Genomic DNA, 22,936 nt, shown 5'->3' on the forward strand with positions numbered 1-22,936 from the left:
AGATACTTATGGTGGTGTGAGGGGGTGCTTAACAATAGCCAACTGAGTATGATCAGTTATTTTAGCCCTCGTATCCACTATATACAAAAAACAGTAACTATCTCTATACAATTATTATACCTAAAAATAAGGCGCTTAGTAGTTTTTTGTAATGTTAAATATTTATATATAAACATCGTAATATTATTAAACATCTTTTTATCGGAGGGCTTATTTTTCTGTACTTGAATTGCAAATAAATTTCTGTTTTTTAGTGGTTTTGTCTCTACTTGATATTAGGAATACCACAATCAATTTTATTTGTTATCAATAGTTAAATTGATTGAATATCAAACCGATTGGGCTATAATGCGATAATTATTAAACAATTTATATTGATAATGATTATTGGTTTTATTGGTGCTGGTAAAGTAGGATGTACACTAGCAAAGCATTTTACTTTATGTGGCATAAAGGTAGCGGGATTTTATAGTCGAACCTATGCTCACACACAAGAGGCGAGCGATTTTACCCAAAGCCAAGCATATTCAACTTTAGCTGATTTAGTTAATGACTGTAATTGCTTATTGCTCACAGTGCCCGATGACCAAGTAACTAATGTTTGGCAAGATCTTTGTCTGTTGCCTATTACTAATAAATGGATTGGTCACTGTAGTGGTTTGCTTACATCGCATATCTTTATCAATAATCAATCTGTTCATCCTTTTGCTTTTTCTTTACACCCCTTATATGCCATATATGATCGGTTTGATTGTTATCATGCCATGCCGAAAGTTTTTTTTACGTTAGAAGCTAATAACAACGTGATTTTTCAGCTACAAAAGCGTTTAAGCCTATTAAAAAATCCTATCGCGATCCTTTCAGCCAAGAAAAAGCATCTTTATCATGCTGCTTGTGTTATGTTAAGTAATCAGGTTATTGCTTTAGCACAAGTTGGGACTAGCTTGCTGGCTCAAAGTGGATTAGACAAAGAATTTACTGAACAGGCTTGGCACGCTTTATTTCTAGATAATGCTAATGCGGTTTGCCGTGTGGGGGTTATTGGAGCCTTAACTGGGCCTGTTGAGCGAGGAGATGTTGAAACAATTAAACAACATTTAAATGCTTTGCCAGCCGAATATAAGTCTATTTATCAACAATTATCCGCTATTTTACTTAGAATGAGTCGAACAAAGCATCCAAATAAGGATTATCGACAATTAGAATTGGAGTTGTTATCTTGAAAAATACTATTGTTACTTTACAAAAGCGTAAACAAAACCGTCAGAAAATTACCATGTTGACGGCGTATGATTATACGACAGCCAAATTGATGGACGAAAGTGGCGTGGATTGTTTATTAGTTGGTGATTCTTTAGGTATGGTTATGCTTGGCTACGATAGCACCGTATCGGTTACGATGGATGATATGATCCACCACTCAAAAGCGGTCGCAAGAGCAGCAAAATCCGCATTTGTTGTTACAGATTTACCTTTTATGTCTTATCACACCTCGGTTTACGATGCTGTTTTAAATGCAGGTCGCTTAGTTAAAGAAGGTCAAGCGCAAGCGGTTAAACTTGAAGGAGGGCAAGCATTTTGTGAGCATATCAAAATGATTACGCAAGCTTCGATTCCTGTTATTGCACATATAGGATTAATGCCTCAATCCGTGCTTGCTTTAGGGGGATATAAAGTTCAAGGCAAGGATTATCAAGAGGCTAAAAATATTGTTCTTGATGCCTTAGCGGTTGAACAAGCCGGCGCTGTAGCCATTTTATTAGAGTGTGTGCCTGCTGATTTAGCAAAAATTATCTCAGAATTAGTAAGTATACCTACCATTGGTATTGGCGCTGGCGTGAATTGTGATGGGCAAGTGCTTGTTTATCAAGATATGTTATCCATGTATGATGGCATATCATCAAAATTTGTAAAATCTTTTGGGTCAATTGGCGATCAAATGAAACAAGCTTTTAAACAGTATTGTCAAGAAGTCAATGAACAACAGTTCCCAGCGGCAATTCATGAGTTCGCCATTGATAACGACATTATAGAAAAACTTAAACTTGAATTTACTGTTAACAAAAAGGGTTAATACAAATGAATGTTGTAACGACAATAAAACAAGTGCGAGAACAAGTTAAAATTTGGCGACAAGCAGGTTATAGTATTGGTCTTGTTCCAACAATGGGATTTTTGCACGAAGGTCATCAAAGTTTAATGGCTGCGGCTAAAAAAGATAACCAAAAAGTGATTGTGACCATATTTGTTAACCCTATACAATTTGGTCCGTCAGAAGATCTAGATAGTTACCCACGCGATTTAGAACGAGATAAAATAGCTTGTGAGCAAATGGGCGTTGATTTGATTTTTCACCCAACGGCAAGTGAAATGTATATGCCTAATTTTAGTAGCTATGTTGATGTGAATAACTTAACAGATGCGTTATGTGGAAAAAGGCGCCCAGGACATTTTAAAGGTGTATGTACGGTTGTTACCAAATTATTTAATATTACTCAACCCGATCGCGCCTATTTTGGGCAGAAAGATGCGCAACAGTTAGCTGTCATTAAACGGATGGTCAGTGATCTAAATTTCGATATTGATATTATCGGTTGCCCGATTGTGCGCGAAGCAGATGGTTTGGCTAAAAGCTCACGTAATAGCTATTTATCTGAAAATGAACGTAAGGCTGCTGTTTGTCTTTATCAAGCAATTGAATGCGCTAAAAAAATGATAAAGCAGGGCGAAAAGTCAGTAACAGTTATTAAGAAAGCAATGGATGATGTTATTTCCAAACAACCTTTGGCTAAAATTGACTATATTGAATTTGTCGATCTAGCATCATTAGCATCGATTAATATGCTTGCCAAAGATAGTTTATGTGCCTTGGCGGTTTATATTGGTAAAACACGATTGATTGATAATTTTATTTACCAACAGCAATAACTGTAGACAAAATTATGAGTGACAATTATGAAAATACCGCTTAATAGTCAGCGGTATTTTTTTGTAATTCATTCTCTGATAAAAATTCTTAAAAAGCAGATTAAATCCGTGAGTTTATTGTTATGCCAATTTATTGTTTGGCTATTTTACTGTAGAATAGCAACCATTTTATGCTTTAAATCAGGATTTGTGCATTTATTATGAAAAATACAACTTATAATCCACACGAAATTGAACAACCTATTTATAAACATTGGGAAGAAAGCGGTTATTTCAAACCCAATGGTGACAAGTCTCAACCAAGTTATTGTATTGCTATTCCACCGCCAAATGTAACGGGTAGTTTACATATGGGGCATGCGTTTCAACAAACTATTATGGATGCTTTAATTCGCTATCATCGTATGCAAGGCAATAACACTTTGTGGCAATCGGGTACTGATCATGCTGGTATTGCAACGCAAATGGTGGTTGAGCGGAAAATTGCCGCTGAAGAGAATAAAACGCGGCATGATTATGGGCGTGATGCATTTATCGAAAAAATTTGGCAATGGAAAGCAGAGTCTGGAGGAAGCATTACTAAGCAGATGCGACGTTTGGGCGATTCGGTTGATTGGGATCGTGAACGATTCACAATGGATGAAGGTTTGTCAAATGCAGTTAAAGAAGTCTTTGTCCAATTATACCAAGAAAATTTAATCTACCGCGGTAAACGTTTAGTCAATTGGGATCCCAAATTGCGTACAGCAATCTCAGATCTTGAAGTTGAAAATCGTGAGGTTAAAGGTTCAATGTGGCATCTACGTTATCCATTAGCTGATGGCGTAAAAACAGCTGAAGGTAAAGATTATTTAGTTGTTGCTACAACCCGTCCTGAAACTTTATTGGGGGACACCGGTGTTGCTGTTAATCCTGAAGATCCGCGTTATAAGGATCTGATTGGTAAATTTGTTGTATTACCATTTGTTAATCGTCGTATACCGATTATTGGAGATGAGCATGCCGATATGACTAAAGGTACTGGTTGCGTAAAAATCACGCCAGCTCATGACTTTAATGACTATGAAGTAGGGCGACGCCACAAATTACCAATGATAAATATCTTAACTTTTGATGGTCATATTGGTGAGCAAGCTCAAGTATTTGATACTAATGGCGAGCCAAGCGAAGCATATGAAACAACAATTCCAGCTCAGTTCCAAAACTTAGAGCGCTTTGCCGCACGTAAAGCGATTGTGGCAGAATGTGAATCACAGGGTATTTTAGACAAAATTGAGCCACATGATTTAACCGTTCCATATGGCGATCGTGGTGGTGTTGTTATTGAGCCTATGCTAACCGATCAATGGTATGTACGTGCTAAAGTGCTTGCAGAGCCTGCTATTGAAGCGGTAAAAAATGGCGATATTCAATTTGTGCCAAAACAGTATGAAAATATGTACTTTTCTTGGATGAATGACATTCAAGATTGGTGTATTTCTCGACAATTATGGTGGGGACACCGTATTCCCGCTTGGTATGATAAACAAGGAAATGTTTATGTCGGGCGAGATGAAACGGAAGTGCGTCGTGAAAATAACCTTGCTGATGATATTGAGCTTAACCAAGACGAAGATGTGCTTGATACTTGGTTCTCTTCAGCGCTTTGGACATTTTCAACATTAGGCTGGCCGAATAAGACTGATGATTTAGCCACGTTCCACCCAACTAATGTTTTAGTTACTGGCTTTGATATTATTTTCTTTTGGGTTGCGCGAATGATCATGATGACTATGCACTTTATTAAAGATAAAGATGGCAAGCCACAGGTTCCATTTAAAACGGTTTATGTAACTGGATTAATTCGTGATGAAGAAGGGCAAAAAATGTCAAAATCTAAAGGAAATGTTATCGATCCTTTAGATATGATTGATGGCATCTCACTACCAGAACTATTAGAAAAGCGTACTGGCAACATGATGCAACCTCAATTAGCGGAAAAAATCGCTAAACGCACTCAAAAACAATTTCCTAATGGTATAGAAGCTCACGGCACGGATGCACTACGTTTTACTTTAGCCGCATTAGCTTCAACAGGACGAGATATCAATTGGGATCTAAAACGCTTGGAAGGTTATCGCAACTTCTGTAACAAGCTTTGGAATGCTAGCCGTTATGTATTGATGAATACAGAAGGGCATGATTGTGGATTTAATGGTGGCGATTTTGACTACTCTCTAGCGGATAAATGGATTTTGGCTGAATTTAATCAAACAGTTAAGGCTTATCGTGAAGCTTTTGATACTTATCGTTTCGATTTAGCTGCTAACATTCTATATGAGTTCACGTGGAACCAATTCTGTGACTGGTATTTAGAGCTAACAAAATCTATTTTAGCCCATGGTGAATCTTCACAGCAACGCGCGGCTCGTCACACCTTAGTTACTGTTTTAGAGGCTTTGCTGCGTCTTGCTCATCCTATTATTCCATTTATTACTGAAGAAATTTGGCAAAATGTAAAAGGATTAATGAAAATCAAAGCTGATACTATCATGTTACAGCCAATGCCTGCTTGTGATAAACAGCATTTAAATAATGAAGCTGTTGCCGATATCAATTGGATTAAAGATGTTGTTATTGCGGTTCGTAACATTCGTGCTGAAATGAATATTGCACCAAGCAAACCTTTGCAATTATTAATTCGCAAAGCAACACCAACGGTGCACCGAATCATTAGCGATAATATTAGCTTTATTGAATCACTCGCTAGATTATCTGAAATAGTATTATTAGATGAAGGTGAAAGTGGACCATTATCGGTAACAAAATTAGTAGATGGTGCAGAATTATTAATGCCGATGGCGGGATTAATTAATAAAGAAGATGAACTTGCTCGTTTAGAGAAAGAAATTGTTCGCATTGAAGGTGAAATTACTCGCATTACTAATAAATTATCTAATGCAAGCTTTGTTGACAAGGCTCCCGCAGCAGTTGTTGCCAAAGAGAAAGAAAAACAACAAGGTTATATTGATGATAAAGCAAAACTGCAAGAGCAGTATGCTGCAATAAAAAATCTCTAATCTTTGTAATTAAAAACCTCTCAGATGAGAGGTTTTTTATGCGTTATTAAATTAAAATTTATAGCCCACACCAATCATTGCAACCCATGGATCAAGTTTATAATTAGCTGTAACTTTAGTATTGCCTAAATGAGTAGTTGCTTTAGTTTCAATATCAATATAACGGATCTGAGCATTAATAAGCCAATTATTATTAAAGGTATAATCTGTACCGACTTGTGCAGCCCATCCCCAAGAACTATCAAGATCTAAACCATGAAATCCTGCATTTTTAGCTTCTCTACTAAGTTTTTCATCAAAAAAGAACGTGTAATTTATGCCTAATCCAACATAGGGTTGTAACTCATATTGTGAATCAAGTGGATACCAAACAGCGCTTAATGTAGGTGGCAAATGTTTGATTTTACCAAGATGAGCGCCAGAAAGCCCTGTTGAATTTCCCCCTCCTAATTTAACTTGGTGGCTAAATGGGGTTGCAGCTAATAATTCAACACCAATATTATCTGTAACCATATATTGAAAGTTTAATCCAAGCTGAGTGTCGTTATCCGCTTTTGCTTTTAGATCAGTTTTTGCTCCGCCTACTTTGACATGATCACTTTTATCTTGAGGGTGAACATAAACAGGTCCACCTCGGATAATAATTTCATTTGCAGTATGTGCATAAGCAGTTGAACTTGCTAACCCCATTGAAATCACCATAGCTACCGATGATATTTTCATTCTTTGCCTCCTTATTTATAATTTATGACATAAAATCTTGTTGAAGCACTAAAAACAATAACAATCTAAATTATTTTCATAAAAGCTGTATTAAATTTTAATTGCTAAGGGTAGTAACTATTAACCAATGAGAAATTAAAGTTAAATAGAGTAATTATATTGTTTTAATCATCTTATCATATTAAATTTGATATTTTTGAGATTTATCTCAAATTGTTAATAAATAAAATTGATTAGTAATTTGCAATGTTGGTTAAATTTATATAGAATACCTATATAAATTCTTATGGGTTGTTAGCTCAGTCGGTAGAGCAGTTGACTCTTAATCAATTGGTCGCGGGTTCGATCCCCTCACAACCCACCATTTATAATATAAAATCAATAAGTTATATAAAAATCCTTCCTTAGAAACTCCTATGAAAATAACGAGTGGCGGTAAAATGGCGGTGCAATTTTTTATAATTGTATATAATCTGTTTCCTACCATTTCAAAATAAAAATTATTGGCATGGATATGCTCTTTCGCTGGATTAGCTGCGTGCTAGTAAAATCTAGTGCCGAGATTGACCTATTGCTTTAGCTCAAAAGCGTATTGATGGTGAAATATTTCGGGGCTGACAGAATAAAAAATTGCCCCACGCATAATGCGTTTTGAATTAATGTATTTTAAATCCGTGTTTAATAAGTTAATTCGGCTAGGGGAGTGGAAACACAACAACTCACTTTAACAAATGCGCTCATTTAAAACCGATGAGCAAGAAATGGCTAATCTAACAAAAAAGCAAATTGATGGCTCACTCTTATCATGTGAGCAAAGTACGGCTAAAGACTTAACTGTTATCGTTAAAATCTGTTTAGCAACTGACGCACGTTGGAGCGAACCCGAAAACCTAAAAGCCCTCAAGTTAAAGACAGTAAGATCATCTATATCAATACCAAAGGTAATCGAACCATTCCAATAAGTGACAAGTTATTTAACGGAACCCTCACACCTTATTTACGTCTTGTTACTCAGCGTTCCGTTCAGCAATCGACAGAGCCGGTATTGAATTACCAGATCGCCAGTTAACACATGTTTATGGCATACTTTTGCCTGCCATTTTATGGTGAATGGTGGTAATATTTTAGTATTACAAAAAATCCCCAGCTACACCGACATCAAAATGACTATGGGATATGCGCATTTTGCACCTGAGCATTTTGAATATGTGGTAAAGGTGAATCCATTGGGTTCAATATGACAAAAAAATTTATCAATCAAACTATAAATCAACACTATATTTCCCAAGCAGAACAAAGATTAAATGCAATTAATCCGGATGCTAAACCTAGCAAACAAAGAATCTATTCATTTAACATTGTTAACCGAGAATCATTTAAAATTGAATTAGAAAATGATAATGGCAGATTAATTGAGAATAATTTGTCTATCTTTGATTTATATAGTTTTGACGTGGATGATGAATCTAAAAAATTACGTTATAACTTTGAATTATTATTTAATAAATATGAATCAAACATAATTATGCATACAAAAAGCTTACTTAAAAAAATAGATAATAGAAACAAAGATATTCTTAATGAATTGTTTAATATTTTTATACTTAAAACACTTAATTCACTTCGAAATCCTTTCTGTATAAAGAAAACAATTAATACTTTAAAACCAATTTTACAATATATACCAACTGACAAGAAATACCAAGGAATATATAGAAAGATAATAAATGGGGAAGCAAAACATCTGAATTATTTATATAACCTTTTAGATGTAAGTGAAGAACAATACAAGTTATGGCTAAAAGGTTTATTTATGCTTTTAATAGAATTTGAGCATAAAGGAGAAAAAATTAACATGTTGGAGTCTTTAGCCAGAAATATATATGAAAATAAAGACAATTACAAAACAATAACTATAAATTGTTATGATGACCATTCAGTATTGCTTTCAGATAGGGGCTTTAATAGCCTTGAAGATAATATAAACTCTATTACTGAATTTAATTTAAATTCTTCGTCTTTTGTCATTTATTCTTTCACAAATTTAAATAAATTTGCAGAAACACAAGGATGGACATCGGACTACCATAATAAAGTGATTGAAAGATGTAAAGAAGTTCAAGGTAATATAATCCATGTTTATTATGATAGAAATAACATTGAATTACTAAATCAATATAACAAAAGAACAATATACCAAGCTCATTCTCATGTTTATAGCGCAAAGAAATTATGGCGATAAAATGGCGGTTGGATATATCCTTATATAGCTAAATGTGTTTATATAGGTATTATTAACCCTTGATTAATTATAAGCAATTGATTTTAAATACTACTTTAAAGAACTATTAATCAAATGGTTGCGAGTTCGATCACCATCACACCTACCTTTCATTTTTCCAGTCAGTTATCCAATCATAGAATAAAGCATTGCCTTTCAATCTGATAAAATTTAACTAGATAGCTTGTTGTAAATAACCGACTCTGCCTCTGTAATTAGCTATTCAATTAGCATGTGGAAAACCAATTATTGACATTTTTATTATTACTCGCAATTGGATGTTATGTAATAAATCATCTTTACGGTGAAATGGTATAGATTCCTGAATCTTTTTTACACATGTATTAAACATGACCATATATTGAATATAATACACAAAGATAATGTAATTTGCGGTGAGAATAGTATAAGGTAGCTCTAGCTCGCTATGACTACTCATCACCGCTTTTTGCTATAATCATTGCGCTGATTGTTGCTTCGCTGTGATATTTGTTATGACCGAAATACTCAGCCATTTTGCATTAAGAGTCGTTTCGATGTTCAATTTATTTGAAAAGATATTCACTCATCCAAGTCAATTGGGGGAGTATCTTGTTAGCTAACTTAGTTACTAACTATTTTAATCTTTTGGTCTTCATTTTCATTTACTTATTTTTATACACTACAATACGCTAAAAAATAAGCAAATACATAAAATTATTTATAGGGTCAAATAAATCAAAATTCTCTAAAGATGGTTATTATATGTAATTGATGAAAAATTATTACATGTTTTTTATCATAAATTCCTTTATTTCATCTAAGAACAAATTACCATATTTTTCCAATTTGATTTTACCTACACCAGTAATATTAATTAGCTGTTTTTTACTTGCTGGTGTGGTTTGAACCATTTCAAGCAATGTCGCATCACTAAAAACAATATATGGAGGGATATCCTCTGCGTCAGCAATATTTTTTCGCAATCGCTTAAGGTTACCAAATAAAATTCGTTCTTCGTAAGATAAAATTGTTGTTAAATTAATTGCTCTAGCATATCGATTTATACGGCTTTTCTTAACGATTTCTAAACGAGGTTTAGCCAAAGATAGCGGTATTTCGCCTCTAAGTATTGAACGCGCTTTTTGCGTTAATTGTAGTGTTGTATAAGTTGATATGTTTTGGCATAAATATCCCAAATAAATGAGCTGCCTAATAACACTATGCCAATAAGCAGATGAATGCTGCTTGCCAATTCCATAAACTGATAATTTATCATGACCACTTTCTTTAATTTGGGAACGCCCAGATCCACGTAAAACATCAATAATATATTGAGCACCGTAATGTTGCCCAATACGATAAGTGCAAGATAAAACTTTTTGCGCATCAATTAAACCATCATAATGTTCAGGTGGATATAAACAAACATCGCAGTTATTACAAGGCTCTGTTCGATCCTCACCAAAATAATTAAGCAACACAATTCGGCGGCAAGTCAAACTTTGTGCAAATGCTTCCATGGCATTTATTTTATGTTGTTCAACGTCTTTATGTTGACCATCCATTTTTTCGTTAATTTGTCGATAATACCAATCTAAGTCTTTTTTATTAAACAATAGTACCGCTTCAGCCGGCACACCATCTCGTCCTGCTCGCCCCGTTTCTTGATAATACGCTTCGATAGTTCTAGGGCAATCTGCATGAATAACAAACCTCACGTTGGGTTTATTGATTCCCATTCCAAATGCAACGGTGGCAACAATAATTTGAACATCATCTTTTAAAAAAGATTCTTGGGCTTGTTGACGTTCATTATTCGTCAACCCAGCATGATACGCTGCAACTGAAAAACCGCGGGCAGCAAGCCTTGTGGTCATATCTTCAACTTTAGAACGGCTTGAACAATAAATGATTCCACTATTACCATTTTGTGTTTCAATAAACGAGACAATTTGTTCGGTTTGATTAAATTTTTCAACCACCGTATAACGAATATTAGGCCGATCAAAGCTTCTTACTATAACTAATGGGTCGATTAAATTAAGTTGATGAATAATATCAGCCTGAGTCATTTTGTCGGCGGTTGCCGTCAATGCAACAATTGGCACTTTTGGAAAACGAGATGAAAGCTGGCCTAATTGACGATAATCTGGTCTAAAATCATGTCCCCATTGTGAAATACAATGCGCTTCATCAATGGCGATTAATGAAGGTGGATGTTCATCTATTAATGTTGAAAAAGAGTATACAGCCAACCTTTCTGGTGAAACATATAATAGCTTTATTGAATGATTTAAATATTTAGCTAGTACTTCTTGTTGTTCGGTTTGTGATTGTGATGCATTAAGATATGCAGCAGCAATACCGTTGGCTGATAATTGATCAACCTGATCTTTCATCAAGGAAATTAATGGGGAAATAACTATTGCTGTTCCTGATAACAAAACTGCGGGAATTTGATAACATAAAGATTTTCCCCCGCCAGTTGGTATAATTGTTAAAGTATCACGTCCCTCGATAATAGATTCAATAATTTCCCTTTGTTGGTTTCTAAATGATTTATAACCAAATACATTTTGCAACACATCTTCAATCTGATCTTTTATCGACATACAATCCTAAACATGTAACACCTACGTAAAGAAGCGAGTATAGCTAAATTAATTTAAACAAACCACCCAGAATTTTCATAAATTTACAATTGTTCGCAAAAATAAAAAAATACTAATAAAAGGCTTCATAAATGGTAATACAAAGTTTTTTTCAATTTCAAAGTAAATAATGTTTATTATATAGTCAATATTGTTCAACAGCTTAAAAAAACAGCTATTTTTTATTTTTTTACTTGATACAAAGCAATTTGCCAGTTAATATTTGCGTGTTTCAAATATACGCCCGTAGCTCAGTTGGTTAGAGCATCACCTTGACATGGTGGGGGTCAGTGGTTCGAGTCCACCCGGGCGTACCATTCTAAAGCCTTATCTAGAAAGTCTTTAAAGTGATTACCTTGAATTTAGATTTTATTAGTAGGGTAAAATAGATACCATTAAATAGCCCTTTAAATGCTAACAATTTCAAAATAAACGAATTTCCACATGAAAAAATTTCAATAAAATCGGCGATTGTTATGACTGATTTTTGCTTGAATTTTGAGTTTTATTTTGGTGAAAGGAATGGGTCTTATTTTCAATAATTGACTTAACTCGTTTCCAGTTTAATAACATTCTACCTGCTTACTTCCCTAATTTTTTCATAAAGTTAAATCGCTCTTTAGTCTAATGCTGTTTATTATGATGTGTATATAGCATTGCTGTCGATTTGGTATTGAGTGAATTACTCAAAATCTAGGCACAAAAAAACGCAGTCAAGCGACTTCATTTTTTCTTTTTAAAATTCTTAGAAGTGTATATTTCGTATTTTTTGAATTTCTCGTTCACTGGCTTGTTTTTTTTGCTAGAACGCACTCCATTTTGCTTTAATTTGTCTTGCTCATCCTTTGGTTTGTCACTCTCTTCTAATAGAAAATTGACCATAATAAAACAGATATAAATCAAAGCAAAAAAAGATACACCACCGATCAACCTAATTGCATCAGGATCTGAACCACGATACGTTATATTATGGATTACTGCCGCATCTACAATTTGCGACCAAAAAATAATTAAAAATAATACGATTAACTTTTTCATTGTGTACATCGCCCAGTAACAAACTTGTTATCATTACCCTGCACTTTTGCTATATGCGCATTACGTTTACACTCTAAATTTTCAGGTGCATACATTTTATTCCAAGCCATTATTAGCTTCTTTTCTTGATTAGATAAATTGATTTTATATTTATCAGACATGTAAAGATATGTACGTGCTATCATTCCACGAATTTCGTCACGTGGCTGGAATATGCAAGCTTTAAAATCCACAGCACTTTTACACTTTTCATACTGATTAAATACTTTAGTGAATAGCGAATAACGATAATTAGACCTATCGCCATTCACTTCACTAATAGCCGCTTGAAAGTTATGTATATCACTTGCTATTTGATTGACACGCTTTACGTCCACCTGCTTGCCAGCATGTTAAGTGTCTACCAAAATTTTCGGCAGGTATAACATGGTCCCACTCAATTCATTCAGCTATAGCCTGATTTTTCTTGTATGGTATCCACATTTGTCAAAATCAACAACGCCTTTTTATCTATCCACGAAAATTCTCACCCGTAATAAAATGTAGTTTTATCAGGGGTTGATTTATATAATTTAGTTAAATGTGTTTTAGCTGAATTAAAGTTCTGTGCTGAATAAACCAATAATGGAGTAAATAAAAGTAAGATAGCTATTTTTCCCATAAAATCCATTTAAAATAAATCCAATAACTGTAAAAAATTTAATATGTTATATAAAACATCGATTTTTATAGTAGAGCATCCTGCAACAGAACCATCCTGCAAGAAACTTGATAAAATAAACCCTCAGCTTTCGATAAGGATTTAAAAGAGTAAAAGAATAAATATACGCTTAATTCTCTTGTTTATAATATTGATATCATTTGCAGTCTATTAACCATCAAAGGTGGGGCGTAGCCACCTCCTGTTTTAAATATATCAACAGATATTTAATCAATCAAGGTGATTTATGGCAAAATCAGTAACTGAAACAGCTCAAAACGAGGATTTGAAGTAGAAGATTTAAAAAAAACACATTGACAATATCGCATTAATTGAGCAAGTAAGTAAAAGCCTAGATATATCACAAACTCAATTTATGATTGATACAGAGTATTTTTATCAAAAACAAAAAAATAAAATCAACATTTTATATGGGTTATTTTTTAGTAAATAAACTCATAAGTTAATGGATTATTTACAAAAAAAGCAGCTAAATTAAAGCTGCCTTAGAATAATAAACTAAAATAACATATTGGTTGATTAGAAATTAATTTCGGTGCCCACAAAATAACGGCGACCTTCTAAGGTTTTACCGAAGTCTTCGTTAGAAACGTTTTTGTCAAATAAGTTATAAACCCCACCATAAACTTTCGCATCTTTGTTTATTTGGAAAGAGGCACCCACATCCCAGAAAGTATAGCCTGGGTACTCAATTTTTTGCCCACTACGATTATTAGATGATTCTACACCATAATAGGCCATTTTAGCCCATAAATCCCATTGCTCGGTAGCATACCAATCTAGTTGGGTATTGAATTTTTGTTTTGGTGTTCGATTTAAAGGACGTCCTTTATATTTGCCACTTTTTTGTTCTGTTTTTGTCCAAGAGTAGTTAGAGCTTAGTAAAAAATCGGTTAATAATGGTGTTTTGAATGAAAATTCAAAACCTTTAAGATCGGCTTTACCAACATTTTCACGACCTTGTATAAAGTCAAATATTTTACTATAACCATTTAACTCACAGTTATGCTTGTGATTACAGATATAATATGACTGAATTTTGTCTTTATATTTTGTATAAAATGCTGTTGCAGAAGTATCGATACCATAATCATTAGTATATCCGATCCCGATTTCAAAATTATTTGATTTTTCTGGTTTTAAATTTGGATTCCCAATAATTACCCCATCTGAGTATCCGCCTCCAGTTACTTGTCCCCAATCACTTACAACATAACGTAGCTGTGGAGTTGCATAGCCTGTAGAATACCCCCCTTTTAGGGTAAAGTTATCATCAATATTCCAAACACTATAAACTCTTGGATTCCAGTTACTGCCATAATTTTCATCTTTGTTATAACGTAATCCTAAAGTTAAGCTCCAATTTTCTAAAATGCGTAATTCATCTTCGCCAAATAGCGCATAATTCCAACGATCGATTTTAGATAATGTTGTTTTTAGCTGGTTTCCTTTATCATGTAATTCTTGATAATTATATTTTCCGCCTAAAGTCAGCATATTGATACTAAAAGGAATAGTCACACGTGTATCTACGTCGGTGTTTCGAATTTTCATATTTCTTTTAGGGTTGTTATTGCCTTCATAAGCAACAAAGGAAGTGGTAGATACATCGCCAAACAAACCATTATGTGTCAGAGCAAACGAATTACGGCGATTATCCCGATTAAAATTATTTCTAGATTTATCTCTTGTTTTGCCTGCGGTTGCGTTACTATTTTGCAAAGATCGTCCAAAATCAAGATCAAATTTTTGTGTATCAGATGCATTTAATGATAATTTACCATTTAAGCTACGTAATTTTTGTCCTGAATGACCATTTAGAAATTTGTCTTCATGGCGTCTTGAATATTGTCCATAAAGTTGGATACCCAAAATATCATCAATAATCGGTCCCATAGTTGAGAAACTACCAGTATAGGTATTTTTTTCTTCTGAACGATAAGGAATAACTGATTCTAGACGCAGGCCACTTTGCCATTTATTGGATACTTTTTTGGTAATGATATTAATAACCCCACCCATGGCATCAGAGCCATATAATGACGACATCGGCCCACGCACCACTTCAATACGTTCAATAGCGGTTAATGGTGGTAACCAGCCTTGTTCAAAACCAGAATTGTCACTATTAGGTCTTGTTTCACGCGTACTAATTTTTTTGCCGTCAACTAATATCAAGGTATACTTTGCATCCATACCACGAATGCTAATATCAGTAGAATCACCACCACCGGTAATATTTACGCCAGGGATATCTTTTAGCGCATCAGTAACATCGCGGTAAGGTTTATTTTCGATTTCTTTAGGTGTAATAACTGAAATAGTCGCAGGCGCTTCTTTCACTTGTTGTGAGAAACCTGATGCAGTAACCACCATGGTATCAGTATCTGAATTGCCAACAGCCATAGCAGTACTTGATAATGACAACAAAATACTAGTATTAATGACATGTGTTGCCAACTTAAACTTCTTTTTTGCGTTCATTTATTATAACCCCATTATTTATAATGATATTTACATTTCCTTTCATCTCTAAGCACACTACACTATATGATAATGATTATCAATATCTTTGTAAAAAATTATTTAGATCTAGACAAACTTTCTTTGTTGAATAATAATTATTATCATTTAAAACAATGCGAGAATTTAGATATGAATAAGAAAAAAAAGTTACTTTTGAGTAGTATTGCTGTGATCGTATTAGGATTAACCGCCTGTCAATCATCAACAATGCGCGTAACTACTGATAGCCAAACGGTAGTTGTCCCTAAATCGCCTAAAAAAGTAGTGGTAATGAATTATGGCGCATTAGATACTTTAGATGCGTTAGGAAAAGGATCGATAGTTGCTGCAACTCCACTATCAGTTATTCCATCTTATTTGCAACAATTTAATAATACGTCGCTCTCCGATACTGGTAATATGAAAGAGCCTAATATTGAGGTAATCAAAAAAGTTAATCCTGATTTGATTGTCATTGATGGGCGTCAAGCTAGTAAAACTGAAGAACTATCAAAAATAGCGCCTGTCATTAATTTAAGCGTTGATGCTAAAAATTATGTTGAATCGGTCAAAAACCATATTCAAGTGCTAGCCAATATAACAGGGTCAGAAAGCAAAGCGAATGAAATTATTCAATCATTAGATAAAAAAATTAAAGATGCCCAATCTGTAGCTCAAGCTAGCCCCAAAAAGGCTATTGTAACTATCCACAATGATGGAAAGATGATACTTATTAATTCAAGCTCAAGTGCAGCGCTGATTCATGATGTGCTAAACGTTAAGCGTGCTGTGCCACTAACTATTATGCCTGCGCAATCAAAACTCGGGAAACCTGCGCCAGTTTTTATTGATGATAATTACATCAAATCAGTGAAACCAGATATCGTTTTTATCGTTGACCGCAGTAAAGCAATTGGTAATCAAGGTATGGTTGAACACTATTTTTCTCCAAAAGTACTAAACAAAAGCAAAACAAAAGTAGTTTATTTAACACCTGATCTTTGGTATTTGTCTGGTGGTGGTGCTGAAAGCATAAATCTTCAGATAGACGAAGTCACTAATGCATTAAAATAAGATTGTTAATAAATTTATCTTCCTATTATTAAAATAGCCTTTATTAGTAATAAAGGCTATATTTGGTTGAAATGGAGGTGTTATTCAATAAGTTGTTTTTTCTGTTTAAAAATAATAGGTTAAATCTTATTACTACTATTAACTAAATCAGTTAATACATATCTAATATTCCTTTCAAATTTGAAAATCAGTGTATCAACTATAATGAAATGTGATAGAATGCCGAGGTTATTTTGATTAGCAAATAATTATAAAAATAGTTTATTAAATTCTCAAACAATACCTCTTTATATAAAACACAATTATAAACACTATGAATATATCACCCCCTACAATTGGATTTGTGAGCCTTGGCTGTCCTAAAAACTTAGTCGATTCTGAACGAATTTTAACTGAATTACGCACGCAAGGTTATCAAGTTGTGCCAAGCTATGATAATGCCGATCTGGTTATTGTTAACACTTGTGGATTCATTGACAGTGCCGTACAAGAATCTCTTGAAGCAATTGGTGAAGCATTGAACGAAAATGGTAAAGTCATTGTTACTGGATGCCTTGGCGCAAAAGAAGATCAAATTAGATCTGTACATCCCAAAGTACTTGAAATATCTGGCCCACATAGCTATGAATCTGTATTAAGTCATGTTAATAGATATGTCCCCAAACCTGCATATAATCCTTATACGAGTTTGATTCCTCAACAAGGTGTGAAATTAACACCGAAACATTATGCTTATCTCAAAATTTCAGAAGGCTGTAACCACCGTTGCACATTTTGTATTATTCCATCTTTGCGTGGAGATATGATTAGCCGACCAATTGGTAACGTTTTAGATGAAGCCAAACGCTTAGCTGATAGTGGAGTTAAAGAACTATTAGTGATTGCGCAAGATACGTCAGCCTATGGTATCGATATAAAAAACCGCACTAACTTTTGGAACGGTATACCATTAAAAACCGATATTCAGACCCTCTGTGAACAGTTAGCTAACTTAGGAATTTGGGTAAGATTGCATTATATGTACCCTTATCCTAGTGTTGATGACTTAATACCATTAATGGCTGAAGGAAAAATCCTACCTTATTTAGATGTGCCATTACAACATGCAAGCCCATCAGTTTTAAAATCAATGAAACGACCGGGAACTATTGAAAGAACCTTAGAAAGAATTGATAAATGGCGTGAAATCTGCCCAGATATTACTTTGCGCTCCACTTTTATAGTCGGATACCCAGGTGAAACAGATCAAGATTTTGAGCTATTGCTCAGCTTTTTATCTCAAGCACAATTGGATCGTGTTGGTTGCTTCACTTATAGCCCCGTAGAAGGTGCAGCTGCCAATAAACTAGCTAACCAAATACCAGAAACGATCAAACAAGAGCGTTTTGATCGTTTTATGCAATTACAGCAAAAAATCTCAACACAAAAGCTACAAGCCAAAATAGGTAAAACGCTTCCCGTTATTATTGATGAAATTGATGATGAAGGCGCAATAGGCCGTAGCATGGCTGATGCTCCTGAAATAGACGGTGTTGTATATTTAAATGAAGAAAACCAAGTTAAAGTAGGTGATATTGTTCAAGTTAATATTGAACATTCTGATGAATACGACCTCTGGGGAACAGTTAAAAGGTAATAAACCATGAAACAACATTATAAACACGAAGTAAAAAATCTTGGTAAATTAGCAGTTCCTGTACTTATTGCACAAGTATCTCAAACGGCAATCACCTTTGTCGATACCATCATGGCGGGAAATTATAGCAAAACAGCCTTATCTGGAGTAGCTATTGCCGTATCAATTTGGTTACCAACAATTTTATTTGGCCAAGGTTTGTTAACGGTGCTAACCCCCATTATCTCAAACTTAAATGGTGCAGCTAAACGTGATCAGGTTGCAAGCCAAACTCGTCAAGGTGTGGTAATTGCTTTAATATTATCGATATTAATGATGATTTTCTTATATCATTCTGACAAAATAATTAATTTAAGGAGTTCAGTTGATCACCCGATTGATCCCGAAATGGTTAACGTTGCCGTCTCATTTTTACGCGCTATCATGTGGGGGGTGCCTGCGTTCTTACTCTTTTTAGTTTACCGAAATCAATGTGAGGGACTATCGAATACTAAACCCGCTATGGTCATCATATTTATTGCTCTTCTTGCCAATATTCCAATTAACTACATTTTAATCTATGGTAAGTTAGGCTTACCTGCTTTTGGTGGCGTTGGTTGTGGCATTACAGCAACAATTATATTTTGGCTTATGTTTATTTTAATACGCTTATATACACTAGTTAGTCCAAGCCAACAAGATATACGTAATACTCCAATCACAAAACTGGTTGATTTTACTATAATCAAAAAGATTATTATACTGGGTACTCCTTTGGCACTGGCTTACTTCTTTGAAATGAGCCTTTTTGCTGTGATTGCGTTATTAATAGCTCCATTAGGGCAAATAACCGTTGCTGCTCACCAAATCATTTTTACTATCAGTAGTTTGACCTTTGCTATACCATTATCTCTTGGTGTTGCAACCAGTATACGTGTTGGCTATTTACTAGGTAATAAAAAACCAGCGTTAGCTAAACAAACCGCCTATATCAGTTTATCAATATCGCTCTGCATGGCTGTTTTTGTTGCACTAGTTCTAGTTATTTTTAGAACACCAATTATCGCACTATTTACCAGCGAGGCCGCGGTTATTGCTATCTGTATGCAGTTAATTATTTTACTTGCTATCTATCAAGCATCTGACTATTTGCAAGTTGTGGCAAGTAATGTGTTGCGAGGTTATAAAGATACTCAAAGCATCTTTTTTATTACACTACTATCTTATTGGGTTGTTGGATTGCCTGTTGGTTATGTTCTAGGATTGACCGATCTAATCATTAAACCAATCGGTGCCGCTGGTTTTTGGATAGGAATTATATCAGGGCTTGCTGTTGCAGCATTATTATTAATTGCTAGAATGGTTTACATACAAAGACAGCCCGCTGAAGCTATTTTAGAGCGCGCAGCAAGATAAATTATTTAATTGGAACAGCTAAAGTTTTAAAAGGATTAACACATTTTATAAACAGCAAGTGATGTGATAAGCGCTGCAATAATTGGCTGAAAATGTGTTTTATCCAATCCTATAAATAATTGTTGTATTTACTTATTTTTAATATTTGTAATATACAAAAAATAAGCAACTGAAAATGAATAAAAAATCTTCAAAGATTTAGTAATGGAGTTATCTAACAATCTGAGAAACGTAAGGTTTCCGATGGATGATTTGGTCAAAAGATGATGTATTTAGCTATATAATAAGTTTTTGAAGAACTCATAATGCGAAACCTGAAATTGTAACGCTACAATCGGTTGGTTTATTGTAGAATTTGGTAACAGAACTTCTCATCACTTTTAATGAGTAAATACGTAAACTTTGGATTAGATTCTCCCTTAAGATGACTTTATTTTCTATCCTAATGAGTTAATCGTTTAATACAATAATACATTATTTTTTGTTTATGATTGGGTTATATCGGAAAAACATTAATTCAATTATCTGTTATTTAATTATCATATCATCTCGATGAACAGCAACAGAACCATATTCATAGCCAATAATTTGGCTAATTTTTTTGGAATGGTGTCCTGCAATTTGCCTCAGTGCATCGCTATTGTATCGGCTAACACCTTGAGCAATATGCTTGCCGATGCTATTACAAATATCAATCACTTCACCACGAGAAAAGTTTTTTTCAACTTTTATAATGCCTTTTGGTAGTAGTGAACTACCGTTGTTTAATATTGCATTAACCGCACCATCATCTAAAAATACTTTACCAGCTTTAGGCGCGCCAAATAACCAGTATTTTCGGTGCTCTAGTGGTGTTTTTTGCGGCAAAAATTTTGTGCCAACAAATTGATTATTGATAATATCAATAATCACATTAGATCTATTTCCAGCTGCAATTACCACTTCAATACCTGCGCTACCTGCAATTTCCGCAGCTTGTAATTTTGTGCTCATACCTCCTGTACCCAGTCCAGAAACACTACCACCAGCAATACTACGTAAATTATCATCGATCTGGTCGATCTCTTGGATAAGTTTTGCATTACTATCTGTTCTTGGATCGGCTGTATATAAACCATCAATATCGGTTAATAATATCAGTTTATCAGCTTGAGCTAAAATAGCAGCAAGGGCAGATAAATTATCGTTATCGCCCACTTTTATTTCGGCTGTGGCGACTGCATCGTTTTCATTGATTACAGGAACGATACGATTATCTAACATGGCTTTTAATACATCTTGTGCATTTAAAAATCTTTCACGATCTTCTAGATCTGCACGAGTTAGTAACATTTGGCCAATATAGATTTTATAGATAGAAAATAGCTGTTCCCAAAGTTGTATCAGTTTGCTTTGCCCAACAGAGGCGAGTAATTGCTTTGAGGCGATAGTATTAGGTAAGGTAGGGTAGTTTAAGTATTCGCGACCTGCGGCAATGGCGCCAGAAGTAACAATAATAATTTTATGTCCATTTTGATGTAAAGTTGCACATTGTCGTATCAACTCAACTATTCGTGCCCGATCTAGCTGTTTAGTACCACCAGTTAGTACACTGGTGCCTAATTTAACAACAATAGTTTGTTGTTTATTATTGGACATAATATGACTCTTTTGGTTAATCGTGAATTATAAAACAGACCTCATCCATTTGACTGATTGGGTTAACGCCTGATGTAAACTTTTTTGTAGTGGTGTTTTTGGCACGGTCACTATTTTATTTTGTTTAGTTGAATGAATCAATTTTGCTTCACTAAGATTACTTAATTTATCATTTTCAAAAATGATATTCATGACCGGTACTTGGCAAGCATGTGTTAAAAGACCTTGATTTTTTAGAGAAAAATAATTTAACTCTGCGGCTAATTGCTGATTGGATATCGAAGGTAAACCCAAACGGCTAGCTAGCATATCTTTATAACTGTTAGGAAGATCTTTTTGCAGTTCTTTGTCAGCAAAAATTTGATGAACAAATGGCGTAAAGTTAAATAATCCTCTAATTTTATTTGGCATTAAATAAGCTAAGCGAGTGGCAATATGCGAACCAAATCGAAAACCAGCAACAATAACACGATGATCATCAATCCATGGTATGTTGGACAATTGCTCTAATATAGCTTGATGAATTTTGCTGCTATTTTGTGTTAAAGCAAAATTACGGCTATAGCCAACAGAAGGTAAATCAACAGTTAACATGGCAAACCCTTGAGGGGCTAAAAATTCACTAAAATATCGATAATAATCGATTTGTAAATTACCCAAAGCATTACAGATTAGTACCACAGGGCAAGCCCCTTCAGTTTTTGGTAGGTGTAAAATTGTTTTAACGTTGTGATTATCAACTTTAAATTCAAGTTCTTTAACCAAAAAAGGTGAAAAATTAAGGGCTTTGGAATAAGTTTGATAAGCACAGGCTTGGGCATACATTGCCAGCTCATCATTTTTAAAATGTGGATAACTGGCAATACTTGCATATTCACTGGCAATAAGGTACTCGTTGAGTAGCTTATCTTTATCTGCATCGGTAAGATTTGTTTTATCTACTGACTCTGCTTTAGTTTGCCACATTGCTGCTTGGTTTAAAAACTCATAAATCCAGTTACCAGATTGATAACCGATAACAGTATCTAACCATTTATCATTTGTGTGGCATCTTGTTGAAGCGGCAATTTTTGATAAAACCGCTTCAGCTTCTAATTTTGGTAACCCCCGCCAATGCCACAAAATGGGGTTGACAATTCGATACCATTTTGAGTCGACCTCTCCATCTAACGCACTAATGCTACTGCCATTACTACTATCAGTACGGTTAATTAGCGTCGAAGTCTCAGGATAATTCAATTGTGGTTTGAATATCTGTGCTGTTAGATTTTCGGTAGCTGCCATAACAACCTTGGTATCCTTATT

General features: G+C 34.4%; 16 protein-coding genes and 2 tRNA genes. 11 read left to right on the plus strand and 7 right to left on the minus strand.

All coding sequences use genetic code 11. The features are described 5' to 3' along the window. Positions 1-380 precede the first annotated feature (380 nt). The 4 genes from A9G28_RS08360 to A9G28_RS08375 all read left to right on the plus strand — a co-directional run bounded on the left by A9G28_RS08360 (position 381) and on the right by A9G28_RS08375 (position 5,987). Entirely contained in the window at positions 381-1,223 is an 843-nt protein-coding gene (locus A9G28_RS08360; RefSeq protein WP_065580370.1) for a Rossmann-like and DUF2520 domain-containing protein, read from the plus strand. After that, a complete protein-coding gene (panB, locus tag A9G28_RS08365) occupies positions 1,220-2,074 on the plus strand; it encodes a 3-methyl-2-oxobutanoate hydroxymethyltransferase (RefSeq protein ID WP_065568196.1) in 855 nt (284 codons plus the stop codon). The genes A9G28_RS08360 and panB overlap by 4 nt, the downstream gene beginning before the upstream one ends. Before the next feature lie 5 nt (positions 2,075-2,079). After that, positions 2,080-2,928, plus strand: a complete 849-nt coding sequence (gene panC / locus A9G28_RS08370; RefSeq protein ID WP_065580371.1) for a pantoate--beta-alanine ligase — start codon at positions 2,080-2,082, stop codon at positions 2,926-2,928. Positions 2,929-3,128: 200 nt separating this feature from the next. Further along, the gene (locus A9G28_RS08375; protein ID WP_065580372.1) at positions 3,129-5,987 is read left to right on the plus strand and encodes a valine--tRNA ligase; all 2,859 of its coding nucleotides are present in this window, start codon (positions 3,129-3,131) and stop codon (positions 5,985-5,987) included. Positions 5,988-6,038: 51 nt separating this feature from the next. Here the strand turns inward: A9G28_RS08375 and A9G28_RS08380 are convergent, their stop codons facing one another. Further along, complete coding sequence (locus tag A9G28_RS08380; RefSeq protein WP_065580373.1) at positions 6,039-6,710, minus strand: OmpW family outer membrane protein; 672 nt, start codon at positions 6,708-6,710, stop codon at positions 6,039-6,041. 288 nt (positions 6,711-6,998) lie between these two features. Here A9G28_RS08380 and A9G28_RS08385 point away from each other — a divergent pair. The 3 genes from A9G28_RS08385 to A9G28_RS08395 all read left to right on the plus strand — a co-directional run bounded on the left by A9G28_RS08385 (position 6,999) and on the right by A9G28_RS08395 (position 8,952). Then, positions 6,999-7,074 (plus strand) — tRNA-Lys (locus A9G28_RS08385). A gap of 397 nt (positions 7,075-7,471) precedes the next feature. Further along, positions 7,472-7,672: a hypothetical protein gene (locus tag A9G28_RS08390; protein WP_141674721.1), complete on the plus strand. Its 201-nt coding sequence runs from the start codon at positions 7,472-7,474 to the stop codon at positions 7,670-7,672. A gap of 275 nt (positions 7,673-7,947) precedes the next feature. Further along, positions 7,948-8,952, plus strand: coding sequence for a hypothetical protein (locus A9G28_RS08395; RefSeq protein WP_065580374.1), 1,005 nt, complete (start codon positions 7,948-7,950; stop codon positions 8,950-8,952). An 803-nt stretch (positions 8,953-9,755) separates the two neighbouring features. On the opposite strand, the gene recQ is transcribed toward A9G28_RS08395, so the two are convergent. Then, entirely contained in the window at positions 9,756-11,585 is a 1,830-nt protein-coding gene (gene recQ, locus A9G28_RS08400; RefSeq protein WP_065580375.1) for a DNA helicase RecQ, read from the minus strand. Between the two features lie 279 nt (positions 11,586-11,864). Between recQ and A9G28_RS08405 the strand changes: the two genes are divergently transcribed. Next, positions 11,865-11,941: transfer RNA gene (locus A9G28_RS08405), tRNA-Val, on the plus strand. A gap of 406 nt (positions 11,942-12,347) precedes the next feature. On the opposite strand, the gene A9G28_RS08410 is transcribed toward A9G28_RS08405, so the two are convergent. From A9G28_RS08410 to A9G28_RS08420, 3 genes are all read right to left on the minus strand, one after another. Then, entirely contained in the window at positions 12,348-12,662 is a 315-nt protein-coding gene (locus A9G28_RS08410; protein ID WP_065580376.1) for a hypothetical protein, read from the minus strand. Continuing rightward, the gene (locus A9G28_RS08415; protein ID WP_065580377.1) at positions 12,659-13,039 is read right to left on the minus strand and encodes an endonuclease; all 381 of its coding nucleotides are present in this window, start codon (positions 13,037-13,039) and stop codon (positions 12,659-12,661) included. The genes A9G28_RS08410 and A9G28_RS08415 overlap by 4 nt, the downstream gene beginning before the upstream one ends. Before the next feature lie 863 nt (positions 13,040-13,902). Beyond that, entirely contained in the window at positions 13,903-15,867 is a 1,965-nt protein-coding gene (locus A9G28_RS08420; protein ID WP_065580378.1) for a TonB-dependent receptor domain-containing protein, read from the minus strand. 171 nt (positions 15,868-16,038) lie between these two features. Between A9G28_RS08420 and A9G28_RS08425 the strand changes: the two genes are divergently transcribed. The 3 genes from A9G28_RS08425 (at position 16,039) to A9G28_RS08435 (ending at position 19,993) form a co-directional block, all read left to right on the plus strand. After that, positions 16,039-16,962: a siderophore ABC transporter substrate-binding protein gene (locus A9G28_RS08425; RefSeq protein ID WP_176702135.1), complete on the plus strand. Its 924-nt coding sequence runs from the start codon at positions 16,039-16,041 to the stop codon at positions 16,960-16,962. A gap of 313 nt (positions 16,963-17,275) precedes the next feature. Continuing rightward, positions 17,276-18,598: a 30S ribosomal protein S12 methylthiotransferase RimO gene (rimO, locus tag A9G28_RS08430; RefSeq protein WP_065566463.1), complete on the plus strand. Its 1,323-nt coding sequence runs from the start codon at positions 17,276-17,278 to the stop codon at positions 18,596-18,598. 6 nt (positions 18,599-18,604) lie between these two features. Continuing rightward, positions 18,605-19,993: an MATE family efflux transporter gene (locus tag A9G28_RS08435; protein ID WP_065580380.1), complete on the plus strand. Its 1,389-nt coding sequence runs from the start codon at positions 18,605-18,607 to the stop codon at positions 19,991-19,993. 528 nt (positions 19,994-20,521) lie between these two features. Here the strand turns inward: A9G28_RS08435 and proB are convergent. Beyond that, the gene (proB, locus tag A9G28_RS13355) at positions 20,522-21,631 is read right to left on the minus strand and encodes a glutamate 5-kinase (RefSeq protein WP_065566465.1); all 1,110 of its coding nucleotides are present in this window, start codon (positions 21,629-21,631) and stop codon (positions 20,522-20,524) included. Positions 21,632-21,658: 27 nt separating this feature from the next. Further along, complete coding sequence (frsA, locus tag A9G28_RS13360) at positions 21,659-22,915, minus strand: esterase FrsA (protein ID WP_065580381.1); 1,257 nt, start codon at positions 22,913-22,915, stop codon at positions 21,659-21,661. Between the last annotated feature and the right edge of the window lie 21 nt (positions 22,916-22,936).

The organism is Gilliamella sp. Fer1-1 (genome assembly GCF_001690825.1).
GTDB lineage: Bacteria > Pseudomonadota > Gammaproteobacteria > Enterobacterales > Orbaceae > Gilliamella > Gilliamella apicola_C.